This window comes from Rhizobium sp. 862_C5_N1_2 (assembly GCF_051811205.1).
Taxonomy (GTDB): domain Bacteria; phylum Pseudomonadota; class Alphaproteobacteria; order Rhizobiales; family Rhizobiaceae; genus Rhizobium; species Rhizobium leguminosarum.
This window is the reverse complement of record NZ_JBPWPT010000005.1, coordinates 197,948-210,132: the sequence shown is the minus strand read 5'-3', so window position 1 is coordinate 210,132 and position 12,185 is coordinate 197,948. Positions and strand designations below refer to the sequence as shown.

Genomic DNA, 12,185 nt, shown 5'->3' with positions numbered 1-12,185 from the left:
ACACCACTGGGAGAGCTGCGGGTAAGGTGTTTGGACAGCGACGGCGCCGTCATGCACCAGTTACGTTGCGTTTCAACCCCCACAATGTTGGTTGAACAAAAGGCGATCAAGCAACGCATCGGAAGTGCAATCTATCTCCAGCGCACGTTCGGGGCAGGATCGAGCGCCTCGCGATGCGAACAATTCGTCCTTCTCCTCAACATCGATTGCACCGGGGAGTATGTATCCCTCGTCGTCAAGATTGAATATTTCGGGCGCTTGGGCCCAACATCTTGCATGACCTTGGCATTTGGCAGTGTGTACTATGATGCGCATGCGGTACTCCATGTCTTTCCTCCTCTCAATTATCAGGACCAGTCCAGGATCAGATTCTCCATTCCAAACACGTGGCCACCATAGGTGATGGGCGCGGTACCATCCTTGATACGGAAGTCAGGAATGCGGGACAGCCACTCCTCCAGGGCGATGACGATCTCCTGCCGGGCAAGGTGTGATCCAAGACAACGATGGGGACCGTACGCAAAAGCGGTGTGGCGATTGTCTTCTCGTGCCAAATCGATCGTGTTCGGATGCTCGAATTCCGCCGGATCACGATTGGCAATCATTGTGGCGCAGGAAACGAAGTCCCCCTTACGGATCGGCGCGCCTTCGAAATTGATATCTTTCGTTGCCACACGGATCATCTGCACGGTCGAATAGGCGCGAAGCAATTCTTCGGCTGCGAGCACGATTCGATCCGGTTTACTCCGCAGCAATTCCTGTTCTTTGGGATTGCGCGCGAGATAGGCGAGGTCAAAGCCTATCGCCGTTGCGACCGTGTCCAGTCCGGCGACGAATAGGAGCACGCCAATACCATGGATTTCCTCGTCTCTCAACGCGCGGCCATCGACCTTTGCCTGCACGACCAAGGTCATGAAATCGTCGGTCGGTTCTTTGCGGCGCATGGCTGCGAGTTCATCGATGAACGCCAGAATCGTCCGGGCGGCTGCGGTTCGTTTGATGCCGTCGCCGTGAAGCAGGTCCCTCCCCCAGCCCACAAATGTATCGAGGCGCTCATCGGATAAGCCGAGCAAACGGAGGGAGATACTAACCGCAAAAGGAAAGGCGAAGTCGGTCAAGACGTCGCAGCTTGTGCTCGACGCGGAAATCTTGGAAATCAGCGCAATCGCCCGATCACGGACAGCCGGTTCAAGCTCCATTATCCGCTTGGGCGAAAGCAGCGGATTGAGTAGCGAGCGAAACACGCTGTGAGCCGGTGGGTCGAGTTCAAGCGGGATCAACGGCCAGTTTTCGCCAAGGGCCGACGCGAAAAGGCTCCGATGGCTGGAAAAGGTTCCGGTGTCCTGCAGCAATTTGCGTTGGTCCTGGGCGCGCGTAATGACCCAAGTACCTCGTCCATCGCGCGTATTGCAGGGAGAATAAAAGATCCGCGGCCCATTATGGAGGCAAGCGACAGCTGCGTGCGGATCCCCGTTTGGCATGCGCTCCATGCCGGGCGACGTGAACAGGCTGAAGTCCTTCACCATTTCGGGAGGGACATGTTCTGGAACCCGAATGGTAACCACTGCTTTTCTCCTGCCGTCAAAGACCCTTCGCCGAAAACGAATTTTCCTCGCAGAGGAAACGAGAAAAATCGTGGAGCGCCAGACTACCAACTTCCGCAGCGTGACGCGCCGATAACATGCGATGCAGCGATCAGATCGTCGTGCGGCTCGAAACTCACGCTGGGTTTTGGCCGAAGTCGAAATTCTTAGATGTCTCGCCCGGCTTGCCGGTCGACATCCGAATTTCACGAGGTTCCTCTCTTTCGGTGGAATGCGATCTGAGCAAAACATACATTTTGATTTCATTCGCTCCATGGCGGCCACCAAAGAATGAGTACCGGCCGACAGCTCTTGCCGCCCCGCAAGAACTTCCAAGGTTCGTGCCAATTTGATTGATTTGGCCGGCAAAAAGTTTTTTTGATTGCTTTCCCAGCTATTTAGCTTGAGCCAGAACAAAGATTGGCTGCTCAGGCCCGTGTCGCGTATCTAACAAAATCCGACATCAGGTGTCGGATACCATTTATTCAAGCGCGACTAATTTTCCGGCCACCACAGCCGGCAGTCAGAGACCTGCAGCGCGATGCATAACGATGCGCTGATGTACAGCGATGCAGTGGGATAGCTTGAGGGTGTGGTAGCTTTGAATTGCGGCATCGAGCTAAGCGGCCGAATTCCGGGGAACAGCTCGACGCGTGCAACTCCTCTGTCCTAGGATATCAGTTCTACCAGCCCCGACGACGCCACCCTGAGAGGACATCGCGGCGGCAATTTGCCGATTGGGTGTTGCCCAACAGCAATGGAATGGTGGCCTTTGCCGTCAGCCGAAACGGGAGGCGATGCCGCAGAAAGCCCGCCCAGCCGGCGGGGCGAAGATGCCGTCCGAATAAAATGCACAAGCGGCCCTGCCTCGCACGGCAAGAGCGTAGGTATGAAGACTTGATCTGGATCAAATCGCAATCCCAATGAAATTGATAGGCATCAAAGACGCGCTGGAAGAAATCGGGATAGCCGAAGTCGCAACGACCGCGTAGTCGTCTCGGCATGCCCGGCATATGCGGTTTTCGAAGGGATCAGGACATGGACGTCGCACGCAGTGAGGTTCTCGAGATTGGCACTTCCGTCGCTTGCCGTTCCTGCCAGGCGCGGCACGGCGTCGTTTGCGGCGCCTTGTCGGCTGGCCAGCTTAGCGAACTCGGCCGCCACTCGCTGCGCCGCAAGGTCGATGCGGGCTGCGAGATCATCGCACAAGGGTCGGAAAACTCTTTCTATTCGAACATCATGCGCGGCGTGGTGAAGCTCTGCAAGGTGATGCCGGACGGGCGCCAGCAGATCGTTGGCCTGCAATTCGCCCCCGATTTCGTCGGCCGGCCCTTCGTGCGTGAAAGCACGCTGTCGGCCGAGGCCGCGACCGACGCGGAGATCTGCGTGTTCCCCCGCAATTTGCTCGAACGCATGATATTGGAGACCAGGGAATTGCAGCGTAGCCTGCACGCTCAGGCGCTGATCGAGCTGGATGCCGCGCGCGAATGGATGCTGACGCTCGGCCGGCGGACCGCCGAGGAGAAGGTCGCAAGCCTGCTCCACCTCATTGCCGCCCACGCCGAGACGGCGACGGCGACGAGCACCGCCTTCGACCTGTCGCTATCGCGCGCCGAAATCGCCGATTTCCTCGGGCTGACGATCGAAACCGTCAGCCGCCAGCTGACCCGGCTGCGCAAAAGCGGCGTCATCCGCATCGAGAACATCCGGCATATCACCGTGCCCGACATGGATGCGCTCGCAAAGAAAATCAGCGGGTAATTACCACCCGCATATTGGCAGGGCCGGCTTGGCGCCAGTGTAAAGAACTGGGCCGCATTGTCGGGATGCAGACGGACGTGCCGCGCGCCGCCACATCGAGCATTCCGGCACAAAACTTTTAGTCCCGGAGCCGCCGGCTTGCAACTCGGGATAGCCGCCGGGCAGGTAGATGGCATCGCCATCGGCGGCCGGCGTCGCCAGCGAGCGGTGAGAGGAGCAAAATCTCAGCCCCGCGGCGCCGCCAGCCGAGCAACATATGCTCGTAGGCCAAAGACTACATCGCGCGCCACGGCGACCCGGGTGCCGATCGGCATCAGCCGATCGATATTGGCGGCTGCGAGCTCTTCACGCCGCGCCCTGCGATATTGGCCATCGCCGTCTGCGTGACGAAATCATCGGAGCAAGTCGCGTGCCTATGCACCGTTTGCGTTTCACCATTTTCGATGCACGGTCCGAGCCTGGCGACCCCTTTTTGTCGGGCCTCAAACATTCTTGTCCAGTTTCAGACAAGAAAAGGTGCGCGGGTAGACACACGCACGAGCAGAACCTCAAACACCGTGACCCGCGCCGGCTTCGTTTCCCGCCGCGACCGGATCGGCGGGCAGCATGCTAAAGTTCTGGTAGGCGGCAGAGACCCTGATCGAGATGCGGTCGGAAGTAGCCAACACAGCGCCCTGCCGTCAGCGCGGGACAAAGGCTTCACAATTCACCTTGCCCGCATAGGCAAGCGCTCGAATACGGCGACGAAGGCTCTGTGCTGACCGCAAGTCCAGTTCCTTCAGGTCAAATGGCATGACGCTTGCTCCCCCGGCGTGTGGGCCGAGGTCGGATTTGTTAGCCGTGACCGAGAGGCCGCACATAAATCTTCCTAGAGGAGCTTCATTGATGACCATGGAAAAGCAGGTCCCTATTGTCACCTTTCGCACGCGGGTTCGCGACGAGTCTATATCCGGTCCCAACCCCTACCGCTGGGAAGACAAGACAACCGACGACTATTTCAGCGGTAAGCGGGTAATCCTTTTTTCCCTGCCAGGCGCCTTCACCCCCACCTGCTCCACTTTCCAACTGCCCGATTTCGAAAGTCTCTATGTCGAGTTTAAGAAGAAGGGCATTGACGAAATCTACTGTCTCTCCGTCAACGATGCCTTCGTCATGAATGCTTGGGGCAAGGCCCAGGGGCTGAAAAATGTCAAGCTTATCCCGGACGGCTCGGGAGAATTCACTCGCAAAATGGGTATGCTCGTCGCCAAGGACAATCTCGGATTCGGTCTGCGCTCCTGGCGCTACGCTGCCGTGATCAATAATGGCGTCGTGGAGGAGTGGTTCGAGGAGGAAGGCTTTGGCGACAACTGCGCAACCGATCCGTATGGCGTCTCTTCACCGCAAAACATTTTGAAATGCCTCAAGACCCCAGCCTTCGCATGAGCAGAGAAGCCAACGGCCAGCAGCTACCACTTGTCGCGCACACCTGCGCCGAACGATAGGAGTTTGCTCGAACCATGAAGTCCTTTACAAGCCTTCATCAGCGTCAGCAGCAATCGCTGGTTATTACGCCCCAGCTCATCGAGTCTATTCGCATGCTGCAGCTAGCGCACACCGAACTGAATCAATTCGTGGAACAGGAAATCGAGAAGAACCCATTTCTCGACCTAGCGTCGAATGACAGCGGGGCTTCTGGCGACGTATCGCCGACTGTGGCGGATAATCAAAATATCAGCGCGCGCGAAGACCACGTTGATGGGCCGGCCAGGACGGACATGCCTGAGCTGTCGAGTCCCTGGAAATCAATCCGCGACACAGGCAACCTTTCGCCGGGGGAAAGGCCTTCTCTGGATGAGTTCGCCGCCTCGACTGAGACATTGCACGAACATGTCGCCCATCAGATCGCCCTCACCGCCTTCACACCCCAGGAGCGGCTGATTGCTGGCGCGCTTGCCGATCATCTGAATGACACTGGGTATCTGCAAGTGAACCTTCTGGAGCTAGCAGAGAGGCTAAATAGCCCTGAGGCTAGAGTGAAACTGGTTCTTGAGGCTTTGCAGCTATTTGACCCACCGGGCATTTTTGCGCGAAGTCTGAGCGAATGCCTCGAGATTCAGCTGCGCCAGCGAGACCGGTTCGACCCGGCCATGGCAGCTCTGGTCGCAAATCTCGAGTTGCTTGCGCGACGCGATTTTCGAGCACTGAAGCGACGTTGCCGGGTCGATGAAGACGATCTTCTCGATATGTTGAACGAAATCCGTGCCCTTGACCCAAAGCCTGGGAACCAGTTCCAGTCCGCAGGGTCGGAATCCATCATACCCGACGTCTTCGTCCTGCCCTCGCCGGGAGGCGGATGGCAAGTCGAACTTAATCGGGAGGTTCTGCCCAAGGTACTGATCAACCAAACCTATTTTGCGCAAGTTACTCGCCTAACCGCCCAAAGTTCGAAAGATCAGTCGTTCCTCAACGAATGCTTCCAGAACGCGAGCTGGTTGGTTCGGAGTCTCGATCAGCGCGCCACGACAATCCTCAAGGTGGCAACCGAAATCGTGCGCCACCAGGATGTCTTTCTGGAAGATGGCATTGCCCATCTTCGGCCTCTCAATCTTAAGACCATCGCTGACGCGATCGACATGCACGAGTCCACTGTAAGTCGGGTGACGTCGAACAAATATATTCTCACGCCCCGCGGCGTGTTCGAACTCAAATATTTTTTCACAGTTGCGATCCCCTCCTCACAAGGCGGTGACGCGCACTCGGCCGAAGCTGTGCGCCATCAGATTAGGGCAATTATTGCCGCAGAAACGCTCGATAATGTGCTGTCCGACGATGGCATCGTTGCGAGGCTCAAGGAAACTGGCGTCGACATTGCTCGCCGCACAGTCGCCAAATATCGCGAGGCGATGAACATCCCCTCGTCCGCGCAACGCCGGCGGGAGAAACGGTTTGTACTAGCGGCCGCGGAGGGATAACGGCCTTCGTACCATGGGTCACGCCCTTCCCACAATCCGCAAACCTGAGGCACATGTGACATCATGCTCTGGTCCTTCTCCATAGATCGATTTGATATGGGCTGGCGACCGCAGCCTCGTCACGGGGAGCTTCAAAAGTTGTGCCGGCTGCTTAAGAAATTCTAGAAAAGACTAGATGTCTGTTCCATAGCTCAAGCGCTTTGGCGGCTAAGCGGTTAATCACGAAGCTCGTGTCGAATTTTGATGTCGCGCAATCGACAAATCTGAAAGTAGTTGTCGGCTCCCATTCATTTTCCGCCGAACCGCTAAAATTTCGGTGCGGCGGCAACGAGAGCCTCAACCGGAAATGACAAACGGAGAGACGCGGGCAGACGTTCTGGAGTTGACGCGTTTTCGGGATGTCCGATGTTCGACGACGCAGGAATACAACACACGGGCCGGTGGAGCTCTTGGTCTTCCTCACCGCTTGGCACGGTGCATGCACGGTAATCCGAAATGCGCCATCGAACAGAAAGGAATCATCCCATGATCAAGCTCACAGAGAATGCCGCTGCCATCATGAACGTCGCGCTTTCCCGAGCCGAGCAGGCGGAAGGCTTTCGCATCGCGGTCGAGGCAGGTGGGTGCGCCGGCTACAAATACCTGGTGGGGCTGGAGAGCGTCCAGGGCCAGGGCGACGCGGTGATCGAAACAGATGGGGTCAAGGTGTTCGTTGACGCCGGCTCCCAAGCACACATCAAGGGCATGACGATCGACTTTGTGACGGGGCCTGAATCCTCCGGTTTTGTCTTCGACAATCCCAATGCGCAACAAAAGTGCACATGCGGCAAATCTTTCGGCTGATCACCGGGAAAGGGAGAGAGCCCATGTGGAATTATAGCGAAACGGTCATGATTTCCTTGTTCAATCAGAAGAACGACGGCATGCAGGAAAATCCCGTCATTGAGACCGGGGCAGCCGATCGTAGAGGGCCTGAATTGATCATCGGAGTCGACCCAAAGGTGGAAGCGTTTTCGGTGACACCGTCGTCCTTGCGTGGCAACCCAGCGACCGCCTCCTCGTCAGCGCTGGCCGAACTCATAACCCGAAAGCCCGCTGATAGAGCGCCTCGGACCGTCCGTCAGGAGACAGCAGGCTTTTTAGACTGTTTGCTGCCGGAGAAAAACGTCTGCTCATCCACGGATTATCCTGAGGCAGCAAAATTTCGTGGCGGACATCCGGGCAAGGATTACGAAGGTGACGCCCCATCTTCAAACAGTTCCGTGCCGATGAAGGGTGAGCGAAGAAGCGTGCGTGTCAAGAAGCTCGATTTCATGACCAAGTCGCTCACTTCGCTAGGTTTGGCTGTAGCCGGACGACACTCGTCCAAGCCGTCGAAGACGTGTCAGGGGTTTATACTGTACTGGTCGTCGAAAGCCTCGTTCCGGCAGAAGAGGACCATCAGACCGCCACAACAGAAATCTGAGGCCTTGAGAAGTTGGCAGGGTCGAACTCGATGTTGTAGCCGACAATCGCGTCGGGCAGGAGCAAAAAATCGCCGCCGCCTGCAACAGTTCAGTTCTCAGCGACAAGCTAGGCTGACGACCCACCTAGTTAAGCCGCCGCGGCGAATCCAGCCATTGGAAACGGCGCGAGCGCAAAGCGTTCCTCCCTTTCTGCTGATAGCGGCGATGCGACATTATCGACGCCAACGAGATCGCGCGACGCGCCTTCCAGCCCGCGCTGGCTGCCCGAGGCCAGAAAACAACAGCATGTACAAGACGCTGAAGCATTATCACCGCGTCCCCTCAGTCGAGATTGACCCATGAGAGCGATCTATCTCGACAATAATGCAACGACCAGGGTCGATCCTGAAGTGGTTGAAGCCATGCTGCCGTTCTTTGCGGATCAGTTTGGAAACCCTTCGTCGGCACACGCTTTTGGCTCCTCCATCCGCGAGGCGGTGAGGAAGGCGCGCCGGCAATTGCAAGCGCTGATCGGCGCCGAGTTCGATTATGAGATCGTGTTCACCTCGGGGGGGACGGAAAGCGACAATACAGCGATCATTTCGGCGCTGGAGGTGATGCCTGAGCGCACAGAGATCGTGACCTCCGCAGTCGAGCATTCAGCGGTGCTGACACTCTGCGGCCATCTGGAGAAGACGCGCGGCGTGAAGGTACACAGGATCCCAGTGGATCGGCATGGACGTCTCGATCTTGACGCCTACGAGAACGCCCTCACTCATCGCGTAGCGATTGTTTCGATCATGTGGGCGAACAACGAGACGGGAACCATTTTTCCGGTCGCTAAGCTTGCCGACATGGCCAAGAGGATCGGTGCACTTTTCCACACGGACGCGGTCCAGGCGGTCGGTAAGGTTCCAATGAACCTCCAACCTACTGCAATCGACATGCTGTCGTTGTCCGGACACAAATTCCATGGACCAAAAGGAATCGGCGCACTCTATCTTAGACGGGGCGTATCTTTCTCCTCACTGGTCAAGGGAGGTCATCAGGAGCGCGACCGACGCGCAGGGACAGAAAATACGGCCGGGATTGTAGGTTTAGGCAAGGCTGCCGAACTCGCCTTGAAATCAATGGACGACGAGACGACCCGATTAAGGTCGCTCCGAGATCGATTGGAGAACGGCATCGTCCAGCGTGTTCCAGGCGCCTTCGTAACCGGCGATCGGCTTAAGAGGTTGCCAAACACGGCGAACATCGCCTTTCAACGTGTCGAAGGCGACAGTATGCTCCTTCTTCTCAATCGCTATGGCATCGCCTGCTCTTCCGGGTCTGCCTGCTCCTCCGGTTCGCTGGAGCCGAGCCATGTCTTGAGGGCAATGGACATCCCTCATGCCGTGGCGCACGGAACAATCCGCTTCTCGTTCTCGCGCGATAACTGTGAGGAGGATGTCGACCGGGTGCTCGAAGTTTTACCTGGCATCGTTGAGAAGCTGCGGAGCCAATCCCGTTCCGGCCACGTGGCCGACACGAGCAGCCGGGTTCGTTCAGGGGAGTAGTAGCAGGCACGCTCATGAAACGGCAATTCCTTCTCACCGATACGACCTGCATTACGGCGAACCTTCACCGGCATCGTATGAATGATCAGAGAAAAGCTGGGGCTCGTTCAGTCACACAGATCGCCGGTTCACCGCCAATGCGTGTTCATGAGGGCGTCCCGCGCCACATCATCTTATTGGATCTCTCGACACCATCGGTGGATCGATTTCGACCACCAGCCTATGCCGATTCCAGTAGCAACGCGACTGCCTTGCGGGAAACCGCGTCGAACCGCGCATTCCGTATGTTGCAGTTTAAGCTACGGGAGAACGGTCTCGAGATCACCGCTCACGACAAGGGGAAATCTTATGTGCCGTTGCTCCGCTGACAGCAGTCCCATCAATGTCGAGGATATCCTCAATCGGCTGAAATGTCTCTCAGCTGCGGAGGAGTTCTTCGCAGCCCTCGGGGTCCGCTATGACCCGAAGGTTCTCGATGTCTCACGACTCCATATCATGAAGCGTATGGGCCAATACCTCGCGGCAGAGGACTTCTCCCATCTCCCTGACCAGGTAATCGCTGCTCGTGCCCGTGCCATACTGGAAAGGGCCTACTGTGATTTCGCCACCTCCGCGCCGCTCACGCACCGGGTCTTCAAGGTGCTCAGGGACCACAATCCGGACAGACCTGTCACACCCGGCCGCACCATTATCCCGTTGGACTCCTTCCTGAAGCCGTTCGAAAAGGAATGAGCACGGTTGCGACACGACAATGTCGGGAAGCCTACAATTCAGTCATATGCTAGCAACGCCGGAATTAAAGCCGTTTCAAGGGGATAGCGAATGCCAAACGGTTGGCACGAATGATGCACGCAAGCATATGTACTGACAAGCCGGCCACCCATAGAGGGAGGGAGTAAGAAACCGCCATGCACATAGTTATCTGTATCAAACAGGTACCGGACTCCGCACAAATACGAGTGCATCCGGTGACGAACACAATCATGCGTCAGGGGGTGCCAACCATCATCAACCCCTATGATCTGTTCGCCCTTGAGGAGGCACTCCAGTTGCGCGACCGCCATGGAGGCGAGGTGACCGTGCTCACCATGGGGCCGCCCATGGCAGAGGACGCGTTGCGCAAGGCGCTCACTTACGGCGCCGACCGCGCCGTACTCTTGACCGACCGTCATTTTGCCGGCTCCGACACTCTGGCAACCTCGTTTGCTCTTTCGCAAGCCATCGCGAAGATCGGAGAGGCCTTCGGTACGCCCGATATCGTCTTTACGGGCAAACAGACCATCGACGGCGATACCGCCCAGGTTGGGCCTGGCATCGCCAAGCGCCTGGACCTCCTGCAGCTCACCTACGTGGCGAAAATCGTCTCTGTCGACATCAATGGGCGCGAGATTACGGTGGAGCGCCGCTCGGAAGGGGGCACGCAGACGCTGTTGAGCAAGCTCCCTTGCCTGATTACAATGCTCGAAGGCACAAACGAAATCCGCCGCGGCTCGTTCGATGACGCGCTACGGGCCGCGCGCAGCCAGATCGTGAAGTGGAATGCGGCCGACGCTGGCATAGAGGACCTCACCAAGTGCGGCCTGCGTGGCTCGCCAACCGTCGTTAAGAGGGTCTTTGCCCCTCCTGAGCGGCCGGAAAAGGCGGAGCAGATCGATACCGCGGAAAAAACGCCGCGCGATCTCGCGGAGGAGTTGATCGCTGGGATCTTTTTGCGCCAGCCGGCGCTCGAAAGCGAACTCGCCTTTGACGGCGAAGCGTAAAGGCAAGGAGCGACGATGTTGAGCACGAATCGAGAGAGCCCTCCTCCAGCCGTTGGCCGTGCCGCCATGAAAAAAGAGCTGCCCGATCAGTTTAAGGACCATCGGCACGTTTGGGTCTTCATCGAGCTGGAGCGCGACCAGGTCCATCCCGTCTCCTTCGAGCTGCTCGGCGAAGGCCGCAAACTCGCCGACAAGCTGGGCGTCCAGCTTGCCGGCGTCGTTCTCGGACCGCCGGAAGAGGCCACGTGGTTTGCCGTCGCCGAGGCTTTTGCATATGGCGCCGACCTTGCCTACCTCATCGAGGCCCCACTGCTCGCCGACTATCGAAACGAGCCCTTCACCAAAGCATTGACGGATCTGGTTACTAACTACAAACCGGAAATCCTTCTTTTAGGGGCAACGACGCTCGGGCGCGACCTTGCCGGTTCCGTGGCGACGACCTTGTTGACAGGGCTCACGGCGGATTGCACCGAACTTGATGTGGATGCGGACGGCTCGCTTGCGGCGACCCGGCCAACTTTCGGCGGCTCCTTGCTGTGCACGATCTACACGCTCAACTGCCGGCCGCAGATGGCAACGGTTCGTCCGAGGGTCATGGCCATGCCGCCGCGCGGAAATAATAAGATCGGACGCGTCATTCGACACAAAGTGTCGATGATCGAGGAAGAGATCGTCACTAAGGTCCTCGGTTTCTTGTCTGATGGTCAGTCGGAGACGGCGAATCTCGCCTATGCGGATGTCGTGGTTGCTGGAGGCCTCGGTCTCGGCGCGATGGAGAACGTGAAGCTTATGAAGAAACTCGCGCGGACGATCGGGGCCGATTATGGCTGTTCGCGCCCCCTCGTCCAAAAGGGCTGGATGCCTGCTGATCGGCAGATCGGCCAAACTGGCAAAACTATCCGGCCGAAGCTCTACATAGCGGCCGGCATTTCCGGCGCCATCCAGCATCGCGTTGGCGTCGAGGGAGCTGATCTTATTTTAGCCATTAACACCGATCCTAACGCGCCGATTTTTGATTTCGCTCACCTTGGCGTGGTCACCGATGCGATCCGTTTACTGCCGTCATTGACGGAACTATTCACCCATCGACTGTCGCCGCACAGTCGCGATAAGCTTGCAAACTGAG

General features: G+C 57.5%; 10 protein-coding genes and 1 pseudogene. 8 read left to right on the top strand and 3 right to left on the bottom strand.

Going from position 1 to position 12,185, the window contains the following annotated elements; translation table 11 throughout:
- Nucleotides 1-72: 72 nt before the first annotated feature.
- Together ACD590_RS36425 and ACD590_RS36420 are read right to left on the bottom strand one after the other, a co-directional pair.
- On the bottom strand, nt 73-327 hold the full coding sequence (locus ACD590_RS36425; protein ID WP_007636857.1) for a ferredoxin: 255 nt from the start codon (nt 325-327) through the stop codon (nt 73-75).
- 20 nt (nt 328-347) lie between these two features.
- Nucleotides 348-1,526, bottom strand: a complete 1,179-nt coding sequence (locus ACD590_RS36420) for a cytochrome P450 (protein WP_179874258.1) — start codon at nt 1,524-1,526, stop codon at nt 348-350.
- A gap of 1,095 nt (nt 1,527-2,621) precedes the next feature.
- Between ACD590_RS36420 and ACD590_RS36415 the strand changes: the two genes are divergently transcribed.
- A complete protein-coding gene (locus ACD590_RS36415) occupies nt 2,622-3,344 on the top strand; it encodes a Crp/Fnr family transcriptional regulator (RefSeq protein WP_097622028.1) in 723 nt (240 codons plus the stop codon).
- 70 nt (nt 3,345-3,414) lie between these two features.
- Here ACD590_RS36415 and ACD590_RS36410 read toward each other — a convergent pair.
- Nucleotides 3,415-3,682: pseudogene (locus tag ACD590_RS36410) on the bottom strand (cobyrinate a,c-diamide synthase); the annotation flags it as partial.
- A 547-nt stretch (nt 3,683-4,229) separates the two neighbouring features.
- Here ACD590_RS36410 and ACD590_RS36405 point away from each other — a divergent pair.
- The 7 genes from ACD590_RS36405 (at nt 4,230) to ACD590_RS36375 (ending at nt 12,184) form a co-directional block, all read left to right on the top strand.
- On the top strand, nt 4,230-4,769 hold the full coding sequence (locus ACD590_RS36405; protein WP_037080445.1) for a peroxiredoxin: 540 nt from the start codon (nt 4,230-4,232) through the stop codon (nt 4,767-4,769).
- Between the two features lie 74 nt (nt 4,770-4,843).
- Entirely contained in the window at nt 4,844-6,298 is a 1,455-nt protein-coding gene (gene rpoN / locus ACD590_RS36400) for an RNA polymerase factor sigma-54 (RefSeq protein WP_097622029.1), read from the top strand.
- Between the two features lie 525 nt (nt 6,299-6,823).
- Nucleotides 6,824-7,141 (top strand): HesB/IscA family protein, encoded by a 318-nt coding sequence (locus ACD590_RS36395; RefSeq protein ID WP_097622030.1) that lies wholly within the window; start codon nt 6,824-6,826, stop codon nt 7,139-7,141.
- Nucleotides 7,142-8,102: 961 nt separating this feature from the next.
- A complete protein-coding gene (gene nifS / locus ACD590_RS36390; RefSeq protein WP_097622032.1) occupies nt 8,103-9,299 on the top strand; it encodes a cysteine desulfurase NifS in 1,197 nt (398 codons plus the stop codon).
- A 348-nt stretch (nt 9,300-9,647) separates the two neighbouring features.
- The gene (gene nifW / locus ACD590_RS36385) at nt 9,648-10,031 is read left to right on the top strand and encodes a nitrogenase stabilizing/protective protein NifW (RefSeq protein WP_007636875.1); all 384 of its coding nucleotides are present in this window, start codon (nt 9,648-9,650) and stop codon (nt 10,029-10,031) included.
- A gap of 176 nt (nt 10,032-10,207) precedes the next feature.
- The gene (locus ACD590_RS36380) at nt 10,208-11,059 is read left to right on the top strand and encodes an electron transfer flavoprotein subunit beta/FixA family protein (protein ID WP_097622033.1); all 852 of its coding nucleotides are present in this window, start codon (nt 10,208-10,210) and stop codon (nt 11,057-11,059) included.
- A 15-nt stretch (nt 11,060-11,074) separates the two neighbouring features.
- Entirely contained in the window at nt 11,075-12,184 is a 1,110-nt protein-coding gene (locus ACD590_RS36375; RefSeq protein ID WP_097622034.1) for an electron transfer flavoprotein subunit alpha/FixB family protein, read from the top strand.
- Nucleotide 12,185: the final 1 nt, after the last annotated feature.

Excerpts from the sequence above, each read along its gene's own strand:
- ACD590_RS36425 (WP_007636857.1), bottom strand. The coding sequence starts at position 327 with ATGGAGTACCGCATGCGCATCATAGTACACACTGCCAAATGCCAAGGT.
- ACD590_RS36380 (WP_097622033.1), top strand. The coding sequence starts at position 10,208 with ATGCACATAGTTATCTGTATCAAACAGGTACCGGACTCCGCACAAATA.
- ACD590_RS36420 (WP_179874258.1), bottom strand. The coding sequence starts at position 1,526 with ATGGTGAAGGACTTCAGCCTGTTCACGTCGCCCGGCATGGAGCGCATG.
- nifW (WP_007636875.1), top strand. The coding sequence starts at position 9,648 with ATGTGCCGTTGCTCCGCTGACAGCAGTCCCATCAATGTCGAGGATATC.
- ACD590_RS36395 (WP_097622030.1), top strand. The coding sequence starts at position 6,824 with ATGATCAAGCTCACAGAGAATGCCGCTGCCATCATGAACGTCGCGCTT.
- ACD590_RS36375 (WP_097622034.1), top strand. The coding sequence starts at position 11,075 with ATGTTGAGCACGAATCGAGAGAGCCCTCCTCCAGCCGTTGGCCGTGCC.
- nifS (WP_097622032.1), top strand. The coding sequence starts at position 8,103 with ATGAGAGCGATCTATCTCGACAATAATGCAACGACCAGGGTCGATCCT.
- rpoN (WP_097622029.1), top strand. The coding sequence starts at position 4,844 with ATGAAGTCCTTTACAAGCCTTCATCAGCGTCAGCAGCAATCGCTGGTT.
- ACD590_RS36405 (WP_037080445.1), top strand. The coding sequence starts at position 4,230 with ATGACCATGGAAAAGCAGGTCCCTATTGTCACCTTTCGCACGCGGGTT.
- ACD590_RS36415 (WP_097622028.1), top strand. The coding sequence starts at position 2,622 with ATGGACGTCGCACGCAGTGAGGTTCTCGAGATTGGCACTTCCGTCGCT.